The organism is Arthrobacter globiformis, from assembly GCF_030815865.1.
In the GTDB taxonomy this organism is placed as follows: domain Bacteria; phylum Actinomycetota; class Actinomycetes; order Actinomycetales; family Micrococcaceae; genus Arthrobacter; species Arthrobacter globiformis_B.
The window spans coordinates 2,861,406-2,886,017 of sequence record NZ_JAUSXI010000001.1 but is presented as its reverse complement, the minus strand read 5'-3'; the positions used below and the strand labels follow the sequence as shown (position 1 = coordinate 2,886,017).

The following is a 24,612-nucleotide window of genomic DNA, read 5'->3' as shown; positions in this document are numbered from 1 at the left end:
TGAAGTCAGCATGTCTGATCCCGGAATGTGCCCGCCTGATGAAACTCATGCACCTGGATAACCGCGGCCGCGGTGTAGCCACCGAAGCCGACGGCCATCAACCACCTGGTGACACCGCCGCATGAATCACCTGAGGGAGGAACACAAGGGGCATCATGGGCAGGGATAAGCTGTGCGGTTGACCATTCAGGCGGCGGGCCGTTCCGGGTTAACGATTAGCGCCTAGCGTCGCTGCGATGGGCATCCGGTCCATCGCGATCAGCCGGTCAGCTCGGCGATGTCTCTGATGGGGGCACGGCCCGGCCGTAGCGGCAGCACCCAGCCTTCGAGGCTTCGCGACAAGCAGCAGGCTGGATTGCGCTGGCGAGTCATCTGTCCGAGCCTCGAGCCATGTGACCGGCGAGAAATTCTGCGTCCGCGCCGACACCTGAGAGCAGGCCTGACTTGAAGGTGTGCATCCAGTGCAGCCCGAGGAAGTACAACCCAGGAACCGGAGTGACGCCACGCTGTTGGATGGGCCGACCGCGGTCGTCGAACACCGGGATCTTGACCCAGTCGAAGCCGTAGGCATAGCCCGTCGCCCAGATGATCGTGTTGATGCCTTCCCTGGCAAGATTCAGCGAGTCTACCTCTGCCACGGCAGGGAGATGGATCGGTTCTTCCGCCTCTTCCTGCTCGAGCCACTCATCGATCCCGTTGCCGCTGACGAACTGACGCGCTGCCGACAAGAAGCCGGCGTAGGCCTGGTCGGCCTCATCGAGTACCTGGTTCGCGTTGGCTCGGACAGCGAGGCTTCGGCCTGATGCGCCGATGACCCTGCCGATCACGGTTACGCCGTCCGCGGCCAGTTGCCGAACGTTGACGTCGTACCCGCCGTTCACACCGGTCACGACCGTGGAAGGCGGGTATTGCCGATCGGGAAAGCTGTCAATTGTCTGCTCGAAACGGCCCAGTGCCTCCAGCCACCAGTAGACGTCCCTGCCCCTGAAGCGTCTCGGTGCGCGCCGGTGCCGGCTTACCGACAGGTACACCCTGCGCCCGGCACGTAGCAGTTCGTCGGCGATCTGGCAGCCTGAGGCGCCGCTGCCCACCACAAGCACCGCCCCTGCCGGCAGCGCCTCTGGAGACCGGTAACGCGTGGGATCGATCTGCAGCACTGACGGTGGAACGTCACGTGCGAAGTCGGGGATACGCACACGCTGAAACGGTCCCGTTGCGATCACTACGCGTTGCGCGTGGATGGAACCTTCGGCCAGGGACACTTCGAAGCCCTCGCCCGCGCCGCGTCCTGCGAGGGCGAGAGCTTCGGTGTGCTCACGCACCGGGACCCCCATGCTCACCGCGTAGTCCTCCACCACCCGAAGGATCTCGCTATAGTGCGCGAACCGGTCGGGATCGTTTCCCCGGAACGAGTAGCCCGGCAGTTGGAGCGTCCAGTTCGGGAACTGAAAGCGCAACGACTCCCATCTTTCGGTGCGCCAGCGTTCACCGATTCGCCGACGCTCCAAGACGACATGCTCGCGCCCTCGCCGCTGCAGGACACTACTCATCGCGAGCCCGGCCTGGCCGCCCCCAATGACAACAACGTCCTTATGCTCCCGCATGCTCGGCTCCCCGCAAACTGGTGACACGCCGAGCGTACCAGTGGCAGTTCACAGGGCGGGAGAGGCTACCACCCAAGGTAAACCCAGCCGGTCCGCCGAGGGAACCCGCAACGGCAAGCTGTGGGGACGCCGGCAACGATTGGCCCCGCCACCACGCCCGCAGCCCGCGCTGGCCTCTGGAGACCCGTCGTCCGCTCCGCGGTTCTGGGACCTACACGAACAGGTACAGCAGCGCCGCCATCGCAAAGCCCACTACGGACAGCACGGTTTCGAGTACCGTCCAGGTCTTCAGGGTGTCCTTGACGGACATATTGAAGTACTTGGAGATGATCCAGAAACCGCCGTCGTTGACGTGGCTGGCAATGATGGAGCCGGAGGAAATGGCCACCACAATCAGGGCGAGCTGCGGCTGGGAGTACCCGGACGCAAGGCTCGGCGCCAGGATACCGCCGGTGGTTACGATCGCCACGGTGGCCGAACCCTGGGCGATGCGCATGCCTGCGCTGATGACGAAGGCGGACAGGATGATGGGCAGTCCTGCCTGCGCCAGGGTGTCTGCCACGGCCTTTCCGACACCGGTGGCAGACAGAACAGCGCCGAAGAAGGCACCTGCGCCGACAACCAGGAGGATCATGCCCACAGGACGCAGCGAGGAGCCGGTGATTTCGCTGAGCTCAGCGGAGGTCATGCCGCGGCGGATGCCCAGGAGCCACATGGCCATCAGCACGGCGACGGTCAAGGCAATCGCCGGGTTGCCGAAGAACTGGAGTACGTCACGCAGTGGACCGTCCGGAGCAAAGATATTGCCGAACGTACCGCCTAGGATAAGGAGCATCGGCAGGCCGATCGCCAGCAGCACCAGGCCGATGGACGGCTCGTGGCCCTTGGCTTCCTCGGCCTCTGGCACGATGCGGTCTTCGGGAACGTTGACCATGACGCGCTTGCCGATCCAAGTGCCCCACAGGATGCCGGAGGCGAACCAGGCCGGAATACCGCAAACCAGGCCCATGAGGATGATCCAGCCCAGGTCCACCTGGAACAATCCGGCCGCGGCGACGGGACCCGGATGCGGAGGCAGGAACGCGTGCGTCACGGAGAGGCCGGCCAGTAGGGGCAGTGCATATAGAGCCAGGGACTTGCCGCCGCGAATGGCCGCAATATACACCAGCGGCGCCAGCACGAAGATGCCAATATCAAAGAACACCGGAATACCCAGCACGAACCCAGTGATGCCCATGGCGAGAGGCGTGCCCTTTTCGCCGAAGACCTTCACGAGCTTGCCCAGCAGCACTTCCGCCCCACCGGATCGCTCGAGGATGGCGCCGAGCACCGTGCCCAGGCCGATGATCACGGTGATGTGCCCCAGGATGCCCGCAAAGCCTTTTTCAATCAGGGCGTCGCTGCTCTTGGTGGCCGAGCCAACCAGCGCCTCCACCGAGATGCCACCCACCAGGGCAACCAGCACGCCGGTTCCCACCAGGGCAATGAACGGTTCGAGCTTGACCTTGATGATGAGGAACAGCAGGAGCGCGATACCGCTGCCTGCCAGAACGAGCAAGCCTGCGGTGTCGTGCCGAAGCCAGTCGAGGAATTCATTCATGAACGTTCTCTTTCTCCGTAAGTCCTACTTGAGGGTGCCGGTGAAGGCGGCGGCGCGTGCCGCGATCTCTGCCCAGTCGCCGGCAGCGACGGCTGCGGGCGGGACTACGCTGGTGCCGCAGCAGACCGCGGCGGCACCGGCATCGAGATAGCTCTTGGCGTTGGAGGCGTCGATGCCTCCGGAGGGAAGCAACCGGATGCCCGGGTAGGGGCCCTGCAGGTCCTTCAGGTACACCGGTCCGAGCTGCCGGGCGGGGAAGATCTTGACCGCGGCGGAGCCCAGATCTAGCGCCTCGGCCACCTCGGTGGGCGTCATGGCGCCCAGGCTGAACGGGACGCCGGCAGCCACCGCGACGGCGGCCACTTCGCGGCGGAGGCCGGGCGTCACCAGGAACCGGGCTCCCGCGTCGATGGCGGCCCGCGCCTGATCTGCGGTCATGACGGTGCCAACCCCGACGGCGGCGCCATGGTCCGCTGCCGCCTCCGCCGCGCGCTTGACGTGGGTGAGCACATCCGGCGTGGTGAACGTCAGCTCGACGCTGCGGATGCCGCCGTGAGCCAGTGCCCGGCAGAGTTCCGCGGCGTCGGGGATGGACGGCGCGCGGACGACGGCGAGGGTGCGGTCCGCTTCCAGCTGGCGGACAAATTCTTCGGGTGTCATGCGGTTTCGGTACTTCCTGCTCGGGTGCGTCCGTCGGGGCTGCGGCGAAGGGCCCGGCCGGCGCGGGCGCCGGTGGGCTGCCCGCTGTCGATGGCCGGGGTGCCGTTGACGAACACGTAGTGGATGCCGGCGGCCGCCTGGCGGGGGTTTTCGAAGGTGGCTTCGTCGCGGACGGCATCCGGGTCGAAGAGGACAAGGTCTGCTGCGTAGCCTTCGCGGACCAGGCCGCGGCGATCCAGTTTCAGCCGCGCGGCGGGGCGTCCGCTGAGGTGGTGGACGGTTTCCTCGAGGGTCAGCAAACCCAGGTCGCGGCAGTAGTGCCCAAGGTAGCGGGGGAAGGTCCCCCAGGCGCGCGGGTGCGGCTTCGCGCCGACCAGGAGTCCGTCGCTGCCGCCGGTGTGCGTGCGGTGCTTCATGATGGCCTGGACGTTTTCCTCGTGGCCGACGTGCTGCAGGATCCCGGTGCCGAGGCGGTCCTCGCGGAGGATCCGGGCGAAGACATCGAACGGTTCCTCGCCCGTTTCCGCAGCGACGCCCTTGATGGTCTTGCCGACGCAGTCCGCGAGCGCAGGGTTTTGGACGCCGCTGATTTCCAGGGTGTCCCATTCGGCCACCACGCCGTGGCAGCCGTCCGAGCCGTAGATCTCCACGCTCTCACGGATCCTGGCCCGGGTGTCCGGGGTGGCCAGGCGCTCCAGGGTTGCCTCGGTGCCGCCGGAGGAAGCCCAGCTGGGCAGGATGGCGGAGAGCGTGGTGGCTCCGGGCAGGTAGGGGTAGGTGTCCAGGGTGATGTCCACGCCGCCGTCGAGTGCTTCATCGATCAGGTCCAGCAGCTCACCGGCGCGGCCCTTGTTTTCGGCGAAGTTCATGGTGGCATGGGAGAGGTGCAGGGCGCAGCCCGTGTCCCGGCTTAGTCCGATCATCTCGGCGTAGGCAGCAAGGGCGCCTTTGCCGTAGGAGCGGTGGTGCGGCGCGTAGAAGCCGCCCAGTTCGCCCACGGTACGGCAGAGTCCGGCGAGTTCCTCGGTGCGCGCATACATTCCGGGCGTGTAGGTGAGCCCGGAGGACATCCCGACGGCGCCTTCTTCCATGGCCGTCCGGACGGCGTCCTGCATGCGCTGCTGCTGTTCGGTCGTGGGGTCTCCTTCGGCGAAACCCATCACCATGGCCCGGACGGTCCCCTGCGGCACGAGGTAGGCGGCGTTGGTGGCGATCCGGCCGCCGTCGTCGTGGCGGTCCAGGCGGTCCAGGTATTCCCCCACGGTCCGCCAGTCCCAGTCGAAGTCCGCGGGGTTGTCGTTCCAGCCGGCGATCTTCTCGCGCACACCGGCCAGGGTGGCGTCGTCCACAGGTGCGTAGGAAAGCCCGTCCTGGCCCAGCAGTTCCGTGGTGACGCCCTGGCTGAGCTTGGCGTAGTGGTCCTGGTTGACCAGCAATTGAAGGTCCGAATGCGCGTGCATGTCGATGAAGCCGGGGCTCAGGACCAGGCCGGTGGCATCGATGGTGCGGTGGGCGCCGGTTTCCGCTGCAGTAAGAGTTCCGGCGTCGGCGACGACGGCAATCACCGCACCGTCGAGCAGGACGTCCGCGGGGCGACGGCCCGCGCCGGTTCCGTCCACCAGGACGGCGTTGCTGATGAGTGTCTTCACCGCGTTCCTCCTAAAAAAACGTGTGGATGAGGTCCACGACGGTCTGGTCGATGTCCGTGTCCGCGAGCACCGGGATCAGCGTCCACTTGTCGAAGGCGGTGCACGGGTGGGACAGGCCCAGCCGCACCACGTCGCCCGGACGCACATTGGTGGTGCCAGCGTCGAAGGTCATAAAGCAGTGCTGGTCGTTGACGGCGGTTATTTCTGCGCCGGCGAGGGGTTCCATGCGGCCGCCGAGGGCAGGCCCGATCAGCTGGGGACGCGGCAGCCCTTCGTCGACGGGCAGGTCCCGTTTACCGGCGTCGAGGATGGCAAGGCCCGGCTCGGGCTGCGACACCACGCGGGCCCAGCCGTGCATTCCGGCTTTGAAGGGGTTACCGCCGTCGCGGGAAAACGGCGAGATCCCGCGGTAGAAACCGTCGTCGTGGATGATGTACGCGCCGCTGCGGATCATCAGTTCCACGCGGGGGCCGTCCTGTGGGGCGCCTTCGGAACCGCTGCCGATGCACGGTGCAAGTACGGACACGACGTCGTCGAAGTACGCGCTGCCGCCGGCGGTCAGGATGACCGAGTCGGTGCCGTAGAGGCCGTCGGCGAGCAGTCGCTCGTGAAGCAGACGCATCTGCGCGAGGTAGCCGCGGACGGCGGCCAGGCCGGCGTCGTCCGCGGTGTGGGCCAGCGACCCCTCGTAGCCACTGACGCCCACCAGCCGCAAGTGCGGTGAGGCGGCAACCGCGCGGGCCACGCCCAACGCTGCGTCCACGCCCCGGGCGCCGGTGCGGCCGCCGTGGGCGCCAAGCTCCACAAGGACATCGAGGGCGGAGTCGCTGTCAGCCAGGGTGTTGTTGATGACCTCCACGGTGCCGGCGGAGTCCACCCAGGACAGGATGGGCGCCCCGGCCGAGGCGTTGGCCGCAACCCACTCGATGGCGTGCGGATCGGTGAGGCTGTTGGCGAGCTGCAGGCGCCGGACACCGAACTCACGGGCGACGCGAAGCTGCGCGAAGTTGGCCAGCGTAATGCCCCAGGCGCCTCGGCTGAGCTGTTCGGCCCAGAGCTGCGGCGCCATGGTGGTCTTGCCGTGCGGGGCCAGTAGGACGCCGTGGTCCTTGCACCACGACGCGAGGCGGTCCGCGTTGCCCTGCAGCGCACCGGCGTCCAGGGTGAGCAGCGGGGTCTGGAGGTCCGCCAGCGGGTGCCTGGCTGCGACGAACCCGGCATGGGTGGTCCCGTTGGCGGTCGCCGGTACGGCCTTGTGCCGCCAGTCGAGCTGGCGGTCTGCCAGTGCGGCGACGGCGGTTGCCGAAATGGCTTCGGAGGTGTTCACGGGTTCATTCCCTTTCGCGGTGCTGCGTTCTTGAAGCTGCGTTGTGGGGTTGTGTTGACTGAGGTTTTTGCTGCGTTGCGTATTTTGCAACGCTGGTTGCAAACCTGCTGGTGATATGTCTAACATGGTGCAGGATTGGGAGTCAAGGCCGCGGCGTGCCCGCAGAGCCACTCAATCCGCCGCGGAACGCTCCGTACCGCGGCGTCAGAGTGCCGCTGAAAAGCGCGAGAGTGAGTGCGGGAGATTTATGCTTTCAGCTGTATGTGTTGGCGAGACGATGGCCATGCTTACCCCTGTCCAAGCCGTTCCGCTCCACGAGGCCACCGAGCTCCACTGCGGAATCGGCGGTGCCGAGTCGAACGTCGCCATGGGCCTGGCCGCCATGGGCCTGGATACGCACTGGGTGGGACGCGTCGGCCGCGACGGCTTCGGCACGCGGATCCTCAACGAGCTCAGCAGCCACGGCGTTGGCGTCTCCGGCGTCGAGGTCGACGACGCGCTGCCCACCGGGCTCTACGTGAAAGTGCCTGCGCAGGAACCAGGGCCCGACGGCGGCGCTTCAGTTTTGTACTACCGGCAGGGAAGCGCGGCCTCAGCCATGGGACGGGCCACGCTGGCCAGCCCCGCCGTCGCCGGCCTGCTGGAGAATGCGGCACTCATCCACCTGAGCGGTATCACGGCCGCCCTCTCCCCCGATTGCCTGGAGCTGCTCGAAACCATCCTGGCTGCACCGCGGAACGGCCGGACCATCAGTTTCGACGTCAACTGGCGGGCTGCCCTCTGGGCAGGCCGGGACCGTTCTGTACTGCAGCGGCTGGCGAACCTGGCCGACGTCGTGCTCGTAGGCAAGGACGAAGCCGATCACGCCTTCGGCACCACCGACGAAACGGAACTGCGGCGGCTCATGCCCGATCCTGAGGTGCTGGTCATCAAGAACGAGGCGATCAGCGCTATTGCGCTCGACCGCAGCGGCACCCGGGACGAGGTCCCCGCACTGTCCGTCGACGTCGTCGAGCCCGTTGGTGCGGGCGATTCCTTCGCCGCCGGGTACCTCAGCGGCATCCTCTTCGGCCTGGGCCCGAAGGCAAGTCTCCGCAGGGGCCACGTGGCAGCGGCCTGCACCCTCACCGTCCACGGCGACCGCGGGCCCCTCCCCGACGCCGCGCAGCTCTCAACCATCCTCGAATCCACGGACGCCGGCTGGGCCGCCATCCATGTTGAAGACGGACACTTCCATACCAGGACCGGAGCGTGACACTGTGAGCCAGAGCCTCATGCGGGCCATCGACCTGCTCGCCGAACTCGCCACCAAGCCCGCCACGCTGGACGAGCTGGCCTCCAAGGCAGCCGTGCATAAAACCACGGTGATGCGCCTGCTGCACGCCATGGAGGAGAAGCGGTTCGTGGTCCGGGATGAGGACCAGCGTTTCCGGCTCGGTTCCAAACTCTTCGAGCTCTCCTCCCTGGCCCTGGAGCAGCGTGACATCCGCAAGGTGGCCCACCCGCACCTGGCCGACCTGAACGGCCGCACCGGACACACCGTGCACCTGGCGGCCTTCGAGGGCAACGAGGTGGTGTACATCGACAAGTTCGAATCCCACCACCCGGTCCGCATGTATTCGCGCATCGGCCTGACTGCATCGCTGCACTCGGCTGCCGTGTCGAAAGTCCTCCTCGCCGACATGCCGCGCAGCCGGCAGGAAAAGATCGCGGCGGGGCTGGACTACATCAAAGTTACCGAGAACACCCTGACTTCACCGGAGGCCCTGCTGGCCGAACTGGAACAGGTCAGGATCCAGGGCTGGGCCCACGACAACGCCGAGCACGAAGCGTTCGTGCACTGCATCGCGGCCCCCATCCGCGACGCCAGCGGCGCTGTTGTTGCCGCAGCCTCTTGCTCGGTACCGGTGGTGATGCTCAGCTATGAAGGACTGCTGGAGCTGCTGCCCGACCTCAAAGCCAGCACCGAGGCCGTCTCCCATGACCTCGGCTGGACCAGCCACGAAAGGAACTCAGCATGAGTGAAAAGACCGTAGTACTGACCGATAACGCCCCCGCCCCGGCACACGTATTCTCCCAGGGCATCCAGAAGGGCGGATTCTTTCAGGTCTCCGGCCAGGGTCCCATGGATCCCGCCACCAACCAGTACATCGGCGAGGGGGATGTCCGCGTCCAGACCCGCCGCACCCTGGACAACGTCAAGGCCATCCTCGAAGCCGGCGGTTCGTCCGTTGAAGACGTGCTGATGTTCCGCGTATACCTCACCACCCGGGACGATTTCCCCGCCATGAACGAGGTCTACGGAGAGTTCATCCGCGAAAACGTCCCCAGCGGCGCACTTCCCAGTCGCACCACGGTGTTCGTCGACCTGCCGCACGAGGTGATGCTCGTGGAGATCGACGCACTGGCGGTCACGGCGTAGTCCCAAGCGTTAAGGTTCGACGGCGGCACTCGGCGAGTGCCGCCGTCGAACGTTTCTGGGGGTGGTTGCCGGGAATTTGCGCGTTGCTACCCTGTGTGCGCCGTCACCAGTCCGTCGGGCTTCTCCGCGCTCACACCGGAAGCCCTTTCCACCGGGAGCCCGTTCCGGGCCCAGTACTCGATGCCGCCGATCATTTCCTTCACCGGATATCCCAGCTCGGCGAACGCGAGGGCCGCGAACGTGCTGCCGTTGCAGCCCGGCCCCCACGAGTAGACCACCACGCTCATCCCGGAAGGGATCAACTCCGGGGCACAGGAGGGGATGTCGGCAGTAGGAATATGTATGGCACCCGGGATATGCCCATGCTCCCAGGACGACTGCCGCCGAGTGTCCACCAGCACGAGCGTGCCCTCAGGGGCTTCGGCAACATCCATGACGTCGATCTCGAACTTCAATTTCGCGCGAAAGAATGCCGCAGCCGTCCTGTCCGCGTTGCGCGGGCCTGCGTCTTCGGTAATCATGCGTGTCCTATCCAAGCGCTTTCCGACCTCTTCCCTGTTAGGTTAGGGACTCGGACGGAATCCCATGTTTTCGCTGATTTTCAGGCCTGCCTGCTTGAGCTCTCCGATTAACCCAGGCTGTTTTTCAGGTTCGAACCTGAAGGACGGACCCGAGATGCTTACGGCCCCAATTACGGTTTCCTGATGGCCACGGAGAGGAACGGCAATGCCATTGAGGCCGTCCTCGAGTTCTCCGCGCACCGTCGCGTAGCCTGACTTCGCCACTGCCGCCAGTTGCGCTTCCAGTTCCTGCCGCGAGGTGATGGTCTGGTCTGTTACCGCGGGCATACCCAGTTCGTTGAGCACGCGGTCCCGCTCTGCGGCGGACAGTGAGGCCAAAAATACTTTTCCGCTAGACGTCGCGTGAATCGGTGTAGGAAGACCCATCCAGTTCTTGGTTCCCAACGTTGATGGCCCGAACGCCTCGTCGATGTTAACGACGTGGTTCGAGCTCAAAACGGCTAGGTTGACGGTTTCCCCGAATTTGGAGGCGAGGGCTTCGAGAGCTGGACGCGCTTCCTTGGCCAGATCAAGCCGCATCGGTATCGAATTGGCCAGATGCAGGATGCCAAGTCCGAGCTGGTACTTCCCCCTCCCGCTGCTCTGGGCCATTCCTTGTGCTTCGAGCGCTCGAAGAAGCCGGGAAATTGTTGACTTATGGACTCCCATTTGCTCGGCGACTTCCGTGACTCCGGCACTGCCCGTACGGGCCAGAATCTTTAGGACTGTGATGGCGCGATCAACTGACTGAAGACTTCCACCCTGAAGGTCCCCATTGGGATTCGCATCAACGTCACGCACTGAAATAGCCATGACTTCATACTCTCACTCATGCCCATGGTTTACGGCGGCGAGGAAGGGCCATCTGGGAGCACGTTCCGCGGGCAGTGTGGGCTGCGATGGTGACTGTCCGCCACTTCGCTTTTGAAGGGCGGGCCTCACATGAAAGAGCCTCTTATCTTCTGTCAAAAGTCTTGACCTCCGCCGTGATCCGGGTAACACTAAAACCAAGAAGTTGCGGACAACGCAACGTTGTGCACATGTCGAACAACTTTGACTGCCAACTTCGCAGTGCGAGCAGCCGGTGAATCGGTTGTTTCCGTGGCGACGACAAGGAGACGGAAGATGCGGGGCATCGTCGCGGTTTTACCTGGCACTCCCCGGCGCACTGCCATCCGGGATGCCCACCCCTTGCACGCAATTGCTGCCGGCTGTTTGGGCGGCAATGCCAAACTGGTCGCTCACTTCGCGATGGAGCGAATGATGACAACCGGATCAATTCCTACCCCGTCCCTCCCCCATGAGGCAGCCTGGCCTGCTGAACGGGGCCAGTGATGAAAGGCCTGATCGAAAAGTAAGTCCCTGGCCTGCATGCCCTTGCCCGCCGAACCCCGCGATGCAAGTGGCGCACCCAACAACTAATTTTGAGGATCATTTCCATGAGTTTCACTGCTGTTGATGATGCACCTGTCCGAGGTTTCCACCGCAAATTAACGGCCGCATGTTCAGGCGGCCCATTACTTGACGGCTACCTGCTCGCCATTGTTGGGATCGCGTTGCCCGGAATCACCGGCCACATGCACCTGGATACGGGCGTGGAGGCAACGGTCGGTGTTGCCTCCCTTATCGGGATGTTTTTCGGTGGCCTGATTTGTGGCCCGCTTACGGACCGCATTGGCCGTAAGCCCATGTACACCCTCGACCTGCTCGTGCTCGTCGTCGCCTCTGCCCTCTCGGTAGTCGCCACCGAAGCCTGGCAGCTGATCGCACTACGGTTCATCATCGGCGCCGCCATTGCCGCCGACTATCCGATCGCGACCGCACTGCTTTCTGAATGGCTTCCACGGAAGCGGCGGGCCGGAATGTTCAGCGCCGTCATCATCATTTGGTACATCGGTGCATCACTGGCGTACCTCGTGGGTTACCTGATCAACGAACTTATGGGCAGCGACGGCTGGCGCTGGATGCTGGGCAGCGGCGCGATTCTGGCACTAGTTGTTTTCCTGCTCCGCATTGGCACTCCGGAATCGCCCCGGTGGCTGGTAGGCGCCGGACGGGTGGACGAGGCCCGCAAAGTGATCGAAAACTCCCTGCACGTCCGCGTTACCGCCGCTGAACTGACCGGCAGCCTGCCCCGGAGCGGGGAATCCCGCGGCAATATCGTCGACCTTTTCCGCGGAATCTACCTGCGCCGCATGCTGTTCATCATCATTTTCTTCACCTGTGCCATCATTCCCCTGTTCGCGCTGCTTACCTTCGGTCCGCAGCTGCTGGGTTCCCTGGGAATGGGGGCAGGTAACGTCGCCAACCTCGGAACGGCGATCATCAACCTGGTATTCGCACTCGGGTGCCTGCCCGCCATGAAGCTCCTGGAAACCATCGGCCGGCGCAGGACCATCATCTGGTCATTCGGACTCATGGTGCTCCCACTGATCGCGCTCGGATTATGGACCAACGCACCCAGCCCCCTCATTGTCGCCTTCTTCTGCCTCTACGCCCTCTTCTCCGGCGGTCCCAGCATCCTCGAATGGGCCTACCCCAACGAGCTGTTCCCGACAAGAATCCGTGCCGCAGCTGTCGGCGTCGCGGTAGCTCTGACAAGGTTTGGGGCCGCCGTCGGTACGTTCCTCGTGCCGGTCTCACTGGTAACCCTCGGAACTTCAGCAACCATGTTCATCGGGGCCGGCATCACCTTCATCGGTTTCCTTGCCTGCATCGCCTGGGCAGAAGAAACCCGCAGCCGCTCCCTGGAAGAGACGGGCGCCATCCAGGTTGTGCCGCCAACACCGGCCACAGCCTGCAAGGTCGGCTCGGATCTCTGAGCCGCCGGCAAAAACTGATCAAAGAACTCTGCAGACCCACGACAGGAGCAAACTACTATGAGTGAAATCCGCGAAATACTCCCCATCCCGGCGGGGAGAAGCCAGTCGGTCACGGCGGCGATGAGCATCCATCAACAAGTGGCACCATTCACTCCCGTTGCCCCGCTTCGGGCGCCGGACGGCGCTCCAAACGTGGTGGTCGTCCTCATCGACGACATGGGCTTCGGCGCTTCGAGTGCCTTCGGTGGTCCCTGCGAAATGCCGACAGCGGAAAAACTGTCCGATGAAGGGCTCCGCTACAGCCGCTTCCATGTCACAGCACTATGCTCACCGACCCGGCAGGCTCTGATGACGGGACGGAACCACCACTCAGTGGGCATGGGAGTGACCACCGAGATGAGCACCTCCGCCCCGGGATACACCGGATTCCGTCCGGCCAGTGCCGCCACAATCGCCCAGACCCTGAGCCAGAACGGGTACAGCACCGCGGCGTTCGGCAAGTGGCACCAGACCCCGCCCCGCGAGGTCAGCCCGTCCGGGCCCTTTGACCGGTGGCCCATCGGGGAGGGATTCGATAAGTTCTATGGCTTCATGGGTGCCGAGATGAACCACTGGTACCCCCAGCTTTTCGACGGCACAACCCCCGTGGAGCCCGCACGCCGCCCGGAAGACGGTTACCACCTATCGGAAGACCTCGTCGACCACGCAATCAATTGGGTCCAGACCCAGAAGACCCTCACCCCCGAAAAACCCTTCTTCAGCTACATTGCCTTCGGCGCCACCCACGGGCCGTTCCACGTCGCTCCCGAATGGAGGGACAAGTACCGCGGCCGCTTCGACCACGGCTGGGACGCCCAGCGCGAGGCGACGCTTGCCCGGCAGAAGGAACTGGGCGTCGTCCCCGAATCAGCGGAGCTGAGCCCGTGGGCCGACGTCGTGCCGCACTGGGACGAGCTCAACGACACCGAGCACCGGGTGGCAGCCTCCTTCATGGAAACCTACGCCGGGTTCGCCGAACACACGGACATCCAGGTCGGGCGCTTCGTTGACGCACTAAGCGAGATCGGGGAGCTCGACAACACACTCTTCATCTACGTACTCGGTGACAACGGTGCTTCCGGTGAGGGCGGCATCGAAGGCACCATGCGCGAGCACCTGGTTGGGCACGGCTTCAAAGACAACACGGAAGCCATGTCCCAGGAGCTCGACGCCCTCGGCGACGCGACCACGTACGCCATTTACCCTGTCGGGTGGGCGCTGGCCATGAACACCCCCTACCAGTGGACCAAGCAGGTAGCTTCCCACCTGGGCGGCACCCGCGACGGCATGATCATGCGCTGGGGCAACGGCATCCAGCAAGGTGGCGGCGTGCGGCACCAGTACCACCACGTCATCGACATTGCCCCGACCATCTTCGAAGCGGCAGGCATCCCGCACCCCGTTACCTTCAACGGCGTGACCCAGCAGCCCATCGAAGGCACCAGCATGGTCTACACCTTCAACGCTCCCGATGCCGAGGACCGCAGGCGCACCCAGTACTTCGAAATGTGCGGCAACCGCAGCATCTATCACGAGGGCTGGACGGCAGTGACCCGCCACGGGACACCGTGGGAAATGGTCCCTGAAGGGCTGCCCTCCTTCGACGAGGATGTCTGGGAGCTTTACGACACGAGAGACGACTGGAGTCAGGCCCACAACCTCGCCGACGCGTACCCTGAGAAGCTGCGGGAGCTGCAGCAGTTGTTCCTGATCGAGGCCAGCAAGTACAACGTGTTCCCCCTCGATGACCGGGTCACGGAGCGGGAAAACCCCGAAGTTGCCGGACGGATCGACCTGCTTGGCGACCGGACAACTGTCACCTACCGTGCCGGCATGGGGCGCTTCACCGAAGAGACCACCCTCAACGTGAAGAACAGGTCGCACAGTGTCACCGCCCGGGTTGACGTTCCTGAGGGAGGTGCCGATGGAGTTCTGATAGCCCAAGGCGGACGGTTCGGCGGCTGGTCCCTGTACGTGGCTGATGGACGCCTCCGCTACGCCCACAACTGCTACGGGCGGGACCTCTACATCGTCCGCTCCGACGAGGCCCTCGTCCCTGGCACCCAGGAACTCACCATGGAATTCCATTACGACGGCGGCGGCATCGGCCAGGGCGCGGAAATCCGTCTCGCGGCCGACGGCAAGATCGTCGGCAAGGGCAGGGTAGGCCAGACCACGGCCTACTACTTCTCCTTCGACGAGACGCTCAACGTCGGCGTCGACCGCGGCACGCCGGTCACCGATGACTACCTCCCTGTGGAGAATGCGTTCACGGGCACGCTCCACACTGTGCGCATCGACCTGCACGACGACGATCACAACCAGCACCTCACGGCTGCCGACCGTCAGCGCATGGCGCTGGCCCACCAGTAACGGAGGGCGGGCAGGTGGCCTTGCCGCGCCAACAGGGCGAGGCCACCTGCCGGGGGTGCCTGCCCAGCGACGTGCCCGAAAAGCTGAAGAAGAGGAAATATGAACCTGCCAATCACCGACTCCACAAAAGACTCATCTGGTAGCGGCCCTCTTGCCAACGGCCAGCCGAAGAGATGTTGTGCGCCCTCCCGTAAGCCGCTTCTGTCGGACGTGGCCAACGGCAGGCATGTGGGCAACATCTGCCTGACCGGGCAAAGGTTACATCACGACGTCGAAATCCCAGGCGGCGCTTTGACGATGGGGGACGCGTTTGCCGAGGGCTACCCTGCCGATGGCGAGACGCCGGCGCATGAGGTGCGGCTGGATGATTTTCGGATTGATGCGACGGCCGTGACCAACACCATGTTCGGCGCATTTGTTGAAGCCACCGGGTACCGGACCGAGGCGGAGCAGTACGGCACGTCCGCGGTCTTCCATCTGCTGGTCAGGTCCCCGAAAAGCGAGATCCTCGGCACCGCCGCCGGGGCGCCGTGGTGGCTGAACGTCCGCGGGGCGGACTGGGCACACCCCGCCGGGCCGGACTCCGTCTGGCAGGACATCCCGGACCACCCAGTGGTGCACGTCTCCCATAATGACGCGCTGGCTTACTGCGCCTGGGCCGGACGGCGGCTGCCGACTGAAGCAGAGTGGGAGTACGCCGCCCGCGGCGGCCTGCACGGCTTGCGCTACGCCTGGGGCAACGAACTCACGCCCGGCGGCGAGCACCTGTGCAACATCTGGCAAGGGACCTTTCCCACCACCAACACGCTCGACGACGGCCATCTCGGCACCGCCCCGGTCCGCACCTTCCCGCCCAACGGGTACGGTCTGTACGAAATGGCCGGCAACGCCTGGGAGTGGTGTGCCGACTGGTTCCTGCCCAAGTACTACCGCAACTCCCCCACCGACAACCCCCAAGGACCCACCATCGGCGCCGGACGGGTCATGCGCGGCGGCTCCTACCTCTGCCACGACTCCTACTGCAACCGGTACCGCGTGGCAGCCCGCACCTCAAACACACCCGAATCCTCCTCCGGCAACCTAGGCTTCCGCACGGCAGCGCTCAGCTGACCCACGCAGAACTCGATCACTGGCCCTTAACTGAAACGGCACCTAAACATAGGAGAAACCACAACCTTGACACAAACAAACCGGCCCGGCGGAGGACGCGGCAGCTTATCCATCCGAATACTGCACGGCGGAGAGGAACCGGATCCGCGGTTCACCCTGGCGAATGAGCGCACATTCCTGGCCTGGATCCGCACATCCCTGGCCCTACTCGCCGGAGGCGTCGCGGTCGAAGCCTTCATGGCCGACCTCTTCAATGCCCAACTGCGCAAAACCATCGCCGTGCTCCTGCTGGCCCTGGCCTTGGTGATCGGCGGCGGCTCCTTCTTCCGCTGGCTCAACGTCGAGCGCTTGATGCGCCACAGAGCCCCGCTTCCGGTCCCCCTGATCGCTCCCCTGCTTGCCACCGGCGGCGCCCTCGTCGCGGCCGTCATGGTCGTATTCGTCCTCGTCCGGGCCGCCTGACCGTGCCGACACCAAGCAGCAGCCCGAAGCACGGTGACGCCGGCCTCCAGCCGGAACGCACGAACCTTGCCTGGGGCCGCACCACCATGTCCATGGTGGTTGCCGCCACCGTCTTTCTCCGCTGGATGCCCCACCGTGGCTGGCTCGTCGGCCCCCTCGTGGCCACTGCCGTCGGCACCGCCTTGGCAATTAGCCTCACCCGCAGGCGCCGCTTCCACCGCGCCATCCGCGGCATCCAGCAGGAAAGAATGACGCCGGACATCGCATCAATAGCAGCAGTGGCCACCAGTGCCGTCATCCTCGCAGCACTGGGGATCTATACCGTCCTCTTCCTACCGCTGAGCCCTTGACTGTTTGCACGGTTCCATCTTGAACGTGTCCCTACCCGGTCGAGGTCATCCGGAACTGCAGCCGAATAAAACCCACGGCACACCCGAATGACAGCGGGGAAGGACTGCTGCAAGACGTACTGGCGCCTCGGGTGCTCGAGCCGGGCCAAGCGGCGCCCTGCCAAGCCGTGGCCGGTTGGTGGAGGTCTTACGGCCAGCGGTGCGAGCTGGATCAAGGTTGCTACAACGCAGAATCCATCGCCCACAATGGACCCGGGCTTCCCCAAGGTTCCATTGTCTTCGCGGCCGGAAAGGTGCTCAGGCCACGACTGATGCCCGACAGGCCCTGGCGGCCCGCGCGAGTCCGCTGGACACGATCGCTGGCCGGCTGCTTACGCGTCGAAGTGCGTCTGGATACTGCCCCCGGACAATTGTTCGATCAGTTCGGTGGCTACGTCACGCAGTTTGCGGTTGCGGTTACTGGCGACCTTGGTGAGGATGTCCATCGCTTCGGCCTGCGAGCACCTGTTCTGCCCCATGATTACCCCGCACGCCAGGTTAATGGCTGTCCGGCTCTGCATCGCCGCCTCGAGATCCTCCGCCCGGTTCTGTGCCGTGTCCATGCGGACGGAGAGGTGCAACGTGTTATGGGCCGCGGCGGCAAAGCCGACGGCCCTGTCGTAGACGCCTGGGGTGAAGGCACCGGGCTTGGAGGCAAAGAAGTTCAATGCGGCGCTGGCTCCGCCGCTGATTTCCAGGGGCACCCCTAACGAGCTGTGTACGCCCGCTGCTGCGAATTTCCGGTTCAACTCCGGCCACCGCAAATCCGAAGAGACGTCGTCGATCACCACCGGCGTCATCTGCCGAAGCGCTGCAATGCAGGGGCCGTCACCGATGGCCTGTTCTATCTGATCCAGCTCCACAGCGCGTCGGCTGCTGCCTGCGGCAGTAGTGGGCCTACGCCTCACTTTGACGGTGACCGCGCATTCGACGTTGTCGTCGGCAGCTTCAGAAACCGCGGAGGCGGCGAGCTTCGAGAGCCCGGAAAGGAACTCCGATGCATTTTCTGCGCCCACCAGAACGTTCTGGAGCTGGTCTAGAGGTTCGTTTTCCGATGAACTCGACATCGGTCCATCTTACGGCCGTCGGCGGCGTTGCCTCCTGTATGGCGTTGCCCGCTATGTACAGCTCCGGCCGGCGAGGGGTAGCGTGAATACGGATCCGGCGTGCAGGACTTCGCGCAGGATCCCCTTCCGGGGGTGTGCAGCGTCCGGAGGCAATGCCGCTGTAGCCCAATGGCGGCTTATTCTGCACCTTGAGGAAAGAGCCTGACATGGCCACCTCGCATTTCCAGCAGTTCCTTCACGATGCCACCTCCCCCGCCCCCGACACTGATTGCCCGCTGGGGCCGGACTGCCTGTACGGGCTTTACACGAGCTGGTGCCTGCTGCAAGGGCTGACACCCGAACCCGACGCGTCCTTCCGGGCAGGCATGCGCCGGTGCCGCGTCAACATCCACAGAAGCAGGCCAAGGATGAAGGGACGGGCCGCAGCCGACTATATCCTCTCGAGCTACCCGTACGCCGGCTGATCATGTCACTCGGATTTCCGAGCTTCGGGCCCGGCAGCGAAGGCCGTGCACGGACTCTGCCGGTGATGTGTGACTACTGCGGAACCGACCGCCACCTCATCATCAGATCCGTGACAGATCCTCCGGATCAGCCGGCCGCCGTCGTCCTGGTGTCCTACACATGCGGCCGGTGCGGGCTCTTCAGCGAGCATCCCGCCCAGGTCGCTGACCTCTCCGCGGTCCTGGCCAGAGCGGAGCAAACAGGTGACGTGCTGATCTTCGGCTGGCAGTACCTGCATTGCGGGCGGCCAATGAAAAAGGCAGGATCCGAGCTCCGCCGGCTGTCTGCGCCGCTGTCCACAGAAGGGGTGAGCGAGGACGCCCTGGATGTCTACTTCTCCACCCGTGTGCTCAGGTGCACCTGCGGCTTCCAGATGGAACTGCCAGAATGAGCGCCTCCTGTATCGCCCGATTTAGAGCCCGCCGGGATGCAACCGCACGGCAGCAGATCGTCATGAAAGGAGCCCGGAATCCTCTGCCGTGAAGGTACGCGAAGCCATGGACCAGCTCGGCTACGTGTACAACCGGCAGGCCGCCAACCTGCGACAGAGCCGGTCCATGCCCATAGGGCTGATCGTCACCGAGATCATCAACCCATACTTCGCCGAGCTCGCCATGGCAGTGGACCAGATAACCCACGACGCCGGCTGCACGATCTTCATCGGTTACAGCCGCGACGACGCCGACCGGCAGCACGAAATCGTCGCCTCCATGATCGAACGCCAGGTAGACGGGCTCCTCATCCTTCCCGCACTGGGCACCGACCCGGAACGCCTCGCCAAACAGGTCAACGCAGCCAACCTACCCGTCGTCCTACTCGCACGCTGGCTCGGCGGTTTCGACTACGTCGGCAGCGAGAACGTCAAGGGAGCCCGGATGCTCGAAGACCACCTCGCCGCCGTGGGAAGCAGGACCGTGGCGCTCCTCGGCGGCCGCCCCGCACCGTCCCTGGCCGAACGTGAGGAAGGCCTCCGAGCTGCCCTTGAACCCAAAGGCGTTGAGGTATGGAGCAGCGAAGAGCTGCGCAGCCCCGTCAGCCCTGAGGGCGGCGCCGAAGCGCTCGGCCGACTCTTTGACCAGGGAAAGCTGCCCGACGCCGTCGTCGCCTACAGCGACATCATCGCCCAGGGCCTGTACCACGAGATGCGCCGCCGCGGACTCGAGCCCGGCCGGGATGTCGCCGTTGCTTCCTTTGACGACACCCGCATTGCCGCGGGCCAGGTCCCGCCGATAACATCCGTGGCCGGCGGCGATGTGAACCGTTTTGGGTGTGGAGCGTTCTGGCCGCTAAAGAGATTCGCCTAGGCTGGCTCCGCGAGAGCGGCGAGGCAGGCGAGCTACTGTCGGTACGGGACGAGCAGGTCAGTCAACGGTGCGTCGCTGCTTTCCGTGTCCCAGCCAGCGGGCGTCCGGGTTTGGCCTAGGAATTCCCAAGACCTGGCCAAAGCGCTTAACTCACAGAACTCACACGTACTCACGAAAAGTTTGCACTGACGCTTCCCTGGCGAAGCTTCTTTCGACTGCGAATCACGGCCGTCAGATGGTGAGCGCCACTTTGCCGGATACCTTACCGTCTTCCAGGAAGTGGAGCGCGTCCTTAGCCTCAGTCAGCGTGAAGGTCCGGTCGAGGGCTGGCGCTATTTTGCCGGTCTCGATGAGCGGGGTGAGGTCCCGTAGTTCGGAGGCACGGACCAAGCCGAGGAACGTGGTCAGCCGTTGGCTGATGAAGGGCGACAGCGCCAGGGCGCTGAGCTGGCGGTGCAGGCCTCCGGTCAGTTTCCCGCCGCCCTCACCGCCGGTGATGACGGCCGTTCCTGTGGGTGTCAGGGCGCGGCGCAGGCGCGAGATCGGCGGGTTTCCCGCGATGTCCAGGATGAGGTCGTACGGGCCGGCGTCTGCGAAGTCCTCACGGCTGTAGTCGATGACGTGGTCCGCGCCGAGGGTACGGACAAACCCGACCTTGCCGGTACTGCAGACTCCGGTGACGTGCGCACCGTACGCTTTGGCCAGCTGGACCGCGTAGCTGCCGACGCCGCCGGACGCGCCGGTGACCAGCACCTTCTGCCCCTCCCTGATCTTCCCGGCGCGCAGGCCCTGGAGAGCCGTGACCGCGGAAACCGGCACCGCCGCGGCCTGCTCGAAGGAGAGCGGCTGGGGCTTCGCGGCCAGTTTGGTCTCGGGTGCAACGGCGTATTCGGCGTAGGAACCACGTCCGCTGCCGTACACCGCGTCGCCGACGGTGAACCGCGTGACGTCGGGACCTACGGCTTCTACGGTTCCTGCGAGATCCAGGCCCAGAACCGGGTCCTTCGGTTTCCGAATTCCGAATGCGAGACGGCCCAGATAGGGCAGGCCGGTCATCATGTGCCAGACTCCGCGGTCGACGCCGGCCGCCCTGACACGGACGAGCACGTCGTCGCCTTTGACAACAGGGCGGGGTACCCGCTCCAGGCGCAGCACCTCCGGTCCTCCGTAGGTTTCCCGAACGATAGCGCGCATATCGTCCACGTTTCTGGTGCCCCGTCGTTGAGAGCGCTCCTGTGTTTTCATAACGTTCCTCTCTGTATCTCACGGTAATTTCGTACACTGTACGAGAAGGGTATCGTACGATGTACGGGAAGCGGAAGGGCTGGGAGGAGCACATGATGAAGGACGCAGGCGCGGGCGGCAGGGACCGGCCGGCACTCAGCCGCGAGAAGGTACTGCAGAAGGCTCTGGAGTTGGCGGACAAGGAGGGTATCGCTGCCCTGTCGATACGTTCTCTCGCCCAGAGCATAGGCACCAAACCGATGACGCTCTACTACTACGTGGCCAACAAGGACCAGATCCTTGACAGCCTCGTGGACCTTGTCTTCACCGAGATCGCCACACCGGAGCCTGGAGGTGACTGGAAGGAACAGATGCGCCGCCGGGCCCACTCGGCGCGCGAAGTGCTGCGCCGGCACCCATGGGCGGTCGGACTGCTGGAATCCCGCAAAGCTCCCGGCCCGGCGACCCTAAAGCACCACGAGGCAACCCTGGGGGCACTGCGTGCCGCGGGCTTTACCGTGCAACAGACCGCCCGGGCCTACTCGCTACTGGACAGCTACATCTACGGGTTCGCCCTGCAGGAAGCCGCACTGCCCATAGCAGGTAATGTACCGATGGCGGAGGTAGCCGGTCCCATCATGGAACGGTTTGCGACCGGGGAATACCCACACATGGTCGAGATCGCCACGCAAGTCGTCATGCAGCCCGACTACGACTACGGCAACGAATTCGCCTACGGGCTGGAGTTGATCCTCGATGCGTTGGCACCGGCACCGGCCGGCTAGCAGCTGTTGCTTCAACTTTCTCCACCGCGCCAGCCATCACTCCATGAGGCGGCGCGAAAGGCCCCCTGACTTCCATTAGACAATGGCAAAAGGAATAGGGTCCTCTCGGCATCGAGTGCCAAGGTTGACGAAACCGAGCGGCACCATCACGACGGCCCAATGACCATGGTCGCCGGTCCCGTGAAGTCCAGATACTGCCCGGCAACCTCGGTCCCCCTGCAACCTGTTTTTCTCGGGATCGTGGTACTTATTGCGACGGAGTCAGCAGGGGCCAGCACGTGTACACCCGCCATTCACATCATCCAGGGGAGCAGCTATGGACGCCAGGGCCTATGGAATTGTGCATTTCTTTGCATAGGGCACTAAGGAGCAGTACGAAGCCTCTAATACCGCGGATCATCCCTCCGGACTCTCGGGAGCGTAGACTCTTCGCATATGAGAGCAGGCGACGTTCCGTCGGTGGCGACGGCCGGTACTGTGGAACGTATTCTCACTACCGCCTACGAATTGTTTTCCAGGCGGGGCCTCCGGGATGTCGGCGTCAACGAATTGATCGAGTCGTCCGGGGTTGCCAAGTCGACGTTCTACCGGCACTTCCCGTCCAAGGATGATCTGGTCCTGGCAGTTCTCGCTCGCCGGGACCAAATCTGGTTCGCGGAGGTCGTGGCCGAAGCTCAGAGCCGCAGTGCCACCCCGGAGGAAGAGCTGCTGGTCATCTTTGACGTGTTCGCGGACTGGCTCGGGGACGGCGGATACGAGTCCAACGTGTTCATCAAGATCCTGATGGAAATGGGCCCGGACCATCCCTTGGGCAGGGCCTGCGTGGGATACATGGCAAGGATCCGGGGACACGCGCAGACCCTGGCCGAGGAAGCCGGGCTTGAGCGCTCCGTTGATTTCGCCCGGGCGTGGCACCTCTTACTGAAAGGCTCCGTCATCACGGCCATGGAAGGCGACCCGCAAGCCGCCGAACTAGCCCAGTCAATGGCCAGGTCCCTCATCGAGCGCCACCGCCACCGCAGACTCTGACCGAAGAAACTGCTAGCGCCTCGCTCAATCTCCCTTGAGGCGGGGTGGCGTTGCCCGGCTCTGCGCCGCCCCTGGCGGGACGCGCCAGGTCGCCCAGTCCTTCGCATAGGTCGCGGGCCGGCCCAAGGCAGTGACCTTGTAGGAAGTCCGGATCATATGGGGCGTAAGGGCCCGTCATCTCGGCCACTCATTGCTGCTGTCCGGCATGGTTTGGGCTGGACGGGTTTGCCAGCGTATCCAGGATCTACTCGTAGCCGGGGACACCTCCTGAGTCATCCAGCGGTCCGCATCGTGCTCGAGCCGGTGGAGCCAGCTGTCGTCGAAATCATATTCCTAGAACGCCGTACCTGTTCCGGTAGTTATGAGCTGGTCCACGGAACAGTTTTTTCGGCAGCCTCCCACGGTTCCTTGCACCACCTTCTACTGGCCCGCGACTACGGAATAAGCCGCGATGACGTGTACCAATACCTACGTCAAGCCAAGCTATTCTGGAGCCCTCCCCCGCCCACAGAATTATGCCGTGGTGAATTCAGATTCCGCCACCACCCTTAGGTGGGTTTTTTGGATCAGGTTCCGATACCCAAGTGTGCTCCGCCTGCCACGTCGAGGGTTACGCCGGTGATGTAGCGGTTGTCGGGGTCGGCCAGTCCCCTGCATCATCGCGCTGGAATTCCTCGGGGTCCCGGGGGAAGACGTCGACACGGTCCGCGAGCTGGCCACCTCCATGACGGAGTTCATCTGGGGCCGGCCCTCACCGGAAGACCAGGTGCGTGCCGCCGAGGGACTGGGCAAGTTCTGGGAAATGGGCGGACGGATCGTCGAAAAGCTGAAACAGCTGGACAACCCTCCTGGCTGGATCGGCCACACCATCAAGTTGCAGCCTGAACAACCGGACATGTTCCCGGACTCGTATTCTGCAGACCAATGTAATAGGTGGAACCATGGCCGCCCACGAAACGACGACCAATGCCGCCGCGAACGCTCTGGTAACTCTGCTGCGGAACCGTGACCAGTGGGAGGCCATCTGCAAGGATCCTTCACTGATCCCGGCCGTCGTCGAAGAATGTCTGCGCCACAGTGGCTCGGTAGTCGCCTGGCGTCGCACATCAAAGCGGACGTTGAAGTCGGCGGGGCCACGATTCCTGCCTGCGCCAATGTGCTGATGGTCATCGCCTCCGCGAACCAAGACGAACAGGTCTTTGACACCCCGAGAAGTTCGACCCTGAGCGTGCCAACAACGACGACCATGTCGCCTTCGGTTTTGGTCCCCACATGTGTCTGGGCAACCACCTGGCCCGTCTGGAGATGCGGATCTTCCTCGAGGAACTGTCCAGGCGCCTACCCGGCACGCGCCTGGACGACCAGCAGTTCCACTATCTGCCCAACACATCCTTCCGCGGCCCGGAACAGCTTCAGGTTAGTTGGAACTGAGATTCCGGCCCCGGCGACACCTGCCACCCGCCCACAAAGCACGTCTGAGATCCGCCAGATAGGAAACAACAATGTCCGGAACACTGCTGTCGGCCCCCGCAGGCTGCGGGCCGACACCTTGAATGCAGGTGGCGCCCCGGCAGGCACCTCTTAGGACCTGCGCCTGGGATCCGGGTCTTCCGGTCTCGGCCCTGGCTCGGGCAAAGGCCCCGGGACAGGGTCCGGATCAGGTTGCGTCGGCTCCGGTACGG

Annotated in this window: 23 protein-coding genes and 1 pseudogene; 15 read left to right on the top strand and 9 right to left on the bottom strand. The window is 64.4% G+C overall.

Annotated elements, in window-relative coordinates; genetic code table 11:
• Positions 1-368: 368 nt before the first annotated feature.
• From QFZ33_RS13265 to QFZ33_RS13245, 5 genes are all read right to left on the bottom strand, one after another.
• Positions 369-1,604: a flavin-containing monooxygenase gene (locus QFZ33_RS13265; RefSeq protein WP_307028138.1), complete on the bottom strand. Its 1,236-nt coding sequence runs from the start codon at positions 1,602-1,604 to the stop codon at positions 369-371.
• Positions 1,605-1,815: 211 nt separating this feature from the next.
• Entirely contained in the window at positions 1,816-3,204 is a 1,389-nt protein-coding gene (locus tag QFZ33_RS13260; protein ID WP_307028137.1) for a GntP family permease, read from the bottom strand.
• A gap of 24 nt (positions 3,205-3,228) precedes the next feature.
• A complete protein-coding gene (locus QFZ33_RS13255) occupies positions 3,229-3,864 on the bottom strand; it encodes a bifunctional 4-hydroxy-2-oxoglutarate aldolase/2-dehydro-3-deoxy-phosphogluconate aldolase (RefSeq protein ID WP_307028136.1) in 636 nt (211 codons plus the stop codon).
• Positions 3,861-5,513: an N-acyl-D-amino-acid deacylase family protein gene (locus QFZ33_RS13250; protein ID WP_307028135.1), complete on the bottom strand. Its 1,653-nt coding sequence runs from the start codon at positions 5,511-5,513 to the stop codon at positions 3,861-3,863. Before QFZ33_RS13250 ends, QFZ33_RS13255 begins: the two co-directional genes overlap by 4 nt.
• A 10-nt stretch (positions 5,514-5,523) precedes the next feature.
• Entirely contained in the window at positions 5,524-6,840 is a 1,317-nt protein-coding gene (locus tag QFZ33_RS13245) for an alanine racemase (protein WP_307028134.1), read from the bottom strand.
• A gap of 247 nt (positions 6,841-7,087) precedes the next feature.
• On the opposite strand from QFZ33_RS13245, the gene QFZ33_RS13240 reads away from it, so the two are divergent.
• From QFZ33_RS13240 to QFZ33_RS13230, 3 genes are read left to right on the top strand one after another with little or no spacing between them, the layout of a single operon-like run.
• Complete coding sequence (locus QFZ33_RS13240) at positions 7,088-8,095, top strand: sugar kinase (RefSeq protein WP_307028133.1); 1,008 nt, start codon at positions 7,088-7,090, stop codon at positions 8,093-8,095.
• Entirely contained in the window at positions 8,055-8,861 is an 807-nt protein-coding gene (locus QFZ33_RS13235) for an IclR family transcriptional regulator (protein ID WP_307028132.1), read from the top strand. The genes QFZ33_RS13240 and QFZ33_RS13235 overlap by 41 nt, the downstream gene beginning before the upstream one ends.
• Entirely contained in the window at positions 8,858-9,262 is a 405-nt protein-coding gene (locus QFZ33_RS13230) for a RidA family protein (protein WP_307028131.1), read from the top strand. The genes QFZ33_RS13235 and QFZ33_RS13230 overlap by 4 nt, the downstream gene beginning before the upstream one ends.
• Positions 9,263-9,348: 86 nt before the next feature.
• Here QFZ33_RS13230 and QFZ33_RS13225 read toward each other — a convergent pair whose 3' ends face one another.
• Together QFZ33_RS13225 and QFZ33_RS13220 are read right to left on the bottom strand one after the other, a co-directional pair.
• Positions 9,349-9,783, bottom strand: a complete 435-nt coding sequence (locus QFZ33_RS13225; protein ID WP_307028129.1) for a rhodanese-like domain-containing protein — start codon at positions 9,781-9,783, stop codon at positions 9,349-9,351.
• 42 nt (positions 9,784-9,825) lie between these two features.
• On the bottom strand, positions 9,826-10,635 hold the full coding sequence (locus tag QFZ33_RS13220; protein WP_307028127.1) for an IclR family transcriptional regulator: 810 nt from the start codon (positions 10,633-10,635) through the stop codon (positions 9,826-9,828).
• Between the two features lie 626 nt (positions 10,636-11,261).
• On the opposite strand from QFZ33_RS13220, the gene QFZ33_RS13215 reads away from it, so the two are divergent.
• The 5 genes from QFZ33_RS13215 (at position 11,262) to QFZ33_RS13195 (ending at position 16,978) form a co-directional block, all read left to right on the top strand.
• Positions 11,262-12,644 carry an MFS transporter gene (locus QFZ33_RS13215; protein WP_307028124.1) on the top strand — a complete coding sequence of 461 codons (1,383 nt, stop codon included), beginning with the start codon at positions 11,262-11,264 and terminating at the stop codon, positions 12,642-12,644.
• Positions 12,645-12,701: 57 nt separating this feature from the next.
• Positions 12,702-15,056, top strand: coding sequence for an arylsulfatase (locus tag QFZ33_RS13210; RefSeq protein WP_307028122.1), 2,355 nt, complete (start codon positions 12,702-12,704; stop codon positions 15,054-15,056).
• A 99-nt stretch (positions 15,057-15,155) separates the two neighbouring features.
• A complete protein-coding gene (locus tag QFZ33_RS13205; protein WP_373427274.1) occupies positions 15,156-16,166 on the top strand; it encodes a formylglycine-generating enzyme family protein in 1,011 nt (336 codons plus the stop codon).
• Positions 16,167-16,232: 66 nt separating this feature from the next.
• Positions 16,233-16,628: a YidH family protein gene (locus QFZ33_RS13200; protein WP_307028120.1), complete on the top strand. Its 396-nt coding sequence runs from the start codon at positions 16,233-16,235 to the stop codon at positions 16,626-16,628.
• A gap of 2 nt (positions 16,629-16,630) precedes the next feature.
• Entirely contained in the window at positions 16,631-16,978 is a 348-nt protein-coding gene (locus QFZ33_RS13195) for a DUF202 domain-containing protein (RefSeq protein ID WP_307028117.1), read from the top strand.
• Between the two features lie 371 nt (positions 16,979-17,349).
• Here QFZ33_RS13195 and QFZ33_RS13190 read toward each other — a convergent pair whose 3' ends face one another.
• Positions 17,350-18,084: a GAF and ANTAR domain-containing protein gene (locus QFZ33_RS13190; protein WP_307028114.1), complete on the bottom strand. Its 735-nt coding sequence runs from the start codon at positions 18,082-18,084 to the stop codon at positions 17,350-17,352.
• Positions 18,085-18,290: 206 nt separating this feature from the next.
• On the opposite strand from QFZ33_RS13190, the gene QFZ33_RS13185 reads away from it, so the two are divergent.
• From QFZ33_RS13185 to QFZ33_RS13175, 3 genes are all read left to right on the top strand, one after another.
• A complete protein-coding gene (locus tag QFZ33_RS13185; protein WP_307028112.1) occupies positions 18,291-18,548 on the top strand; it encodes a hypothetical protein in 258 nt (85 codons plus the stop codon).
• Between the two features lie 110 nt (positions 18,549-18,658).
• Complete coding sequence (locus tag QFZ33_RS13180) at positions 18,659-18,979, top strand: hypothetical protein (RefSeq protein WP_307028110.1); 321 nt, start codon at positions 18,659-18,661, stop codon at positions 18,977-18,979.
• A gap of 88 nt (positions 18,980-19,067) precedes the next feature.
• A complete protein-coding gene (locus QFZ33_RS13175) occupies positions 19,068-19,892 on the top strand; it encodes a substrate-binding domain-containing protein (RefSeq protein ID WP_307028108.1) in 825 nt (274 codons plus the stop codon).
• Positions 19,893-20,123: 231 nt separating this feature from the next.
• On the opposite strand, the gene QFZ33_RS13170 is transcribed toward QFZ33_RS13175, so the two are convergent.
• The gene (locus tag QFZ33_RS13170; RefSeq protein WP_307028106.1) at positions 20,124-21,086 is read right to left on the bottom strand and encodes an NAD(P)-dependent alcohol dehydrogenase; all 963 of its coding nucleotides are present in this window, start codon (positions 21,084-21,086) and stop codon (positions 20,124-20,126) included.
• Between the two features lie 143 nt (positions 21,087-21,229).
• Here QFZ33_RS13170 and QFZ33_RS13165 point away from each other — a divergent pair, with 143 nt between their 5' ends.
• The 4 genes and pseudogenes from QFZ33_RS13165 to QFZ33_RS13150 form a co-directional block, all read left to right on the top strand.
• A complete protein-coding gene (locus QFZ33_RS13165) occupies positions 21,230-21,901 on the top strand; it encodes a TetR/AcrR family transcriptional regulator (protein WP_307028105.1) in 672 nt (223 codons plus the stop codon).
• 435 nt (positions 21,902-22,336) lie between these two features.
• On the top strand, positions 22,337-22,930 hold the full coding sequence (locus QFZ33_RS13160; RefSeq protein WP_307028103.1) for a TetR/AcrR family transcriptional regulator: 594 nt from the start codon (positions 22,337-22,339) through the stop codon (positions 22,928-22,930).
• 724 nt (positions 22,931-23,654) lie between these two features.
• A complete protein-coding gene (locus QFZ33_RS13155) occupies positions 23,655-23,939 on the top strand; it encodes a hypothetical protein (RefSeq protein WP_307028101.1) in 285 nt (94 codons plus the stop codon).
• Between the two features lie 206 nt (positions 23,940-24,145).
• Positions 24,146-24,361, top strand: a pseudogene (locus QFZ33_RS13150) (cytochrome P450); the annotation flags it as partial.
• Positions 24,362-24,612: the final 251 nt, after the last annotated feature.

Excerpts from the sequence above, each read along its gene's own strand:
- QFZ33_RS13220 (WP_307028127.1), bottom strand. The coding sequence starts at position 10,635 with ATGGCTATTTCAGTGCGTGACGTTGATGCGAATCCCAATGGGGACCTT.
- QFZ33_RS13260 (WP_307028137.1), bottom strand. The coding sequence starts at position 3,204 with ATGAATGAATTCCTCGACTGGCTTCGGCACGACACCGCAGGCTTGCTC.
- QFZ33_RS13230 (WP_307028131.1), top strand. The coding sequence starts at position 8,858 with ATGAGTGAAAAGACCGTAGTACTGACCGATAACGCCCCCGCCCCGGCA.
- QFZ33_RS13185 (WP_307028112.1), top strand. The coding sequence starts at position 18,291 with ATGGCCACCTCGCATTTCCAGCAGTTCCTTCACGATGCCACCTCCCCC.
- QFZ33_RS13170 (WP_307028106.1), bottom strand. The coding sequence starts at position 21,086 with ATGCGCGCTATCGTTCGGGAAACCTACGGAGGACCGGAGGTGCTGCGC.
- QFZ33_RS13190 (WP_307028114.1), bottom strand. The coding sequence starts at position 18,084 with ATGTCGAGTTCATCGGAAAACGAACCTCTAGACCAGCTCCAGAACGTT.
- QFZ33_RS13225 (WP_307028129.1), bottom strand. The coding sequence starts at position 9,783 with ATGATTACCGAAGACGCAGGCCCGCGCAACGCGGACAGGACGGCTGCG.
- QFZ33_RS13215 (WP_307028124.1), top strand. The coding sequence starts at position 11,262 with ATGAGTTTCACTGCTGTTGATGATGCACCTGTCCGAGGTTTCCACCGC.
- QFZ33_RS13255 (WP_307028136.1), bottom strand. The coding sequence starts at position 3,864 with ATGACACCCGAAGAATTTGTCCGCCAGCTGGAAGCGGACCGCACCCTC.
- QFZ33_RS13155 (WP_307028101.1), top strand. The coding sequence starts at position 23,655 with ATGACGGAGTTCATCTGGGGCCGGCCCTCACCGGAAGACCAGGTGCGT.
- QFZ33_RS13205 (WP_373427274.1), top strand. The coding sequence starts at position 15,156 with ATGAACCTGCCAATCACCGACTCCACAAAAGACTCATCTGGTAGCGGC.
- QFZ33_RS13235 (WP_307028132.1), top strand. The coding sequence starts at position 8,055 with ATGTTGAAGACGGACACTTCCATACCAGGACCGGAGCGTGACACTGTG.
- QFZ33_RS13165 (WP_307028105.1), top strand. The coding sequence starts at position 21,230 with ATGATGAAGGACGCAGGCGCGGGCGGCAGGGACCGGCCGGCACTCAGC.
- QFZ33_RS13160 (WP_307028103.1), top strand. The coding sequence starts at position 22,337 with ATGAGAGCAGGCGACGTTCCGTCGGTGGCGACGGCCGGTACTGTGGAA.
- QFZ33_RS13240 (WP_307028133.1), top strand. The coding sequence starts at position 7,088 with ATGCTTTCAGCTGTATGTGTTGGCGAGACGATGGCCATGCTTACCCCT.
- QFZ33_RS13265 (WP_307028138.1), bottom strand. The coding sequence starts at position 1,604 with ATGCGGGAGCATAAGGACGTTGTTGTCATTGGGGGCGGCCAGGCCGGG.
- QFZ33_RS13210 (WP_307028122.1), top strand. The coding sequence starts at position 12,702 with ATGAGTGAAATCCGCGAAATACTCCCCATCCCGGCGGGGAGAAGCCAG.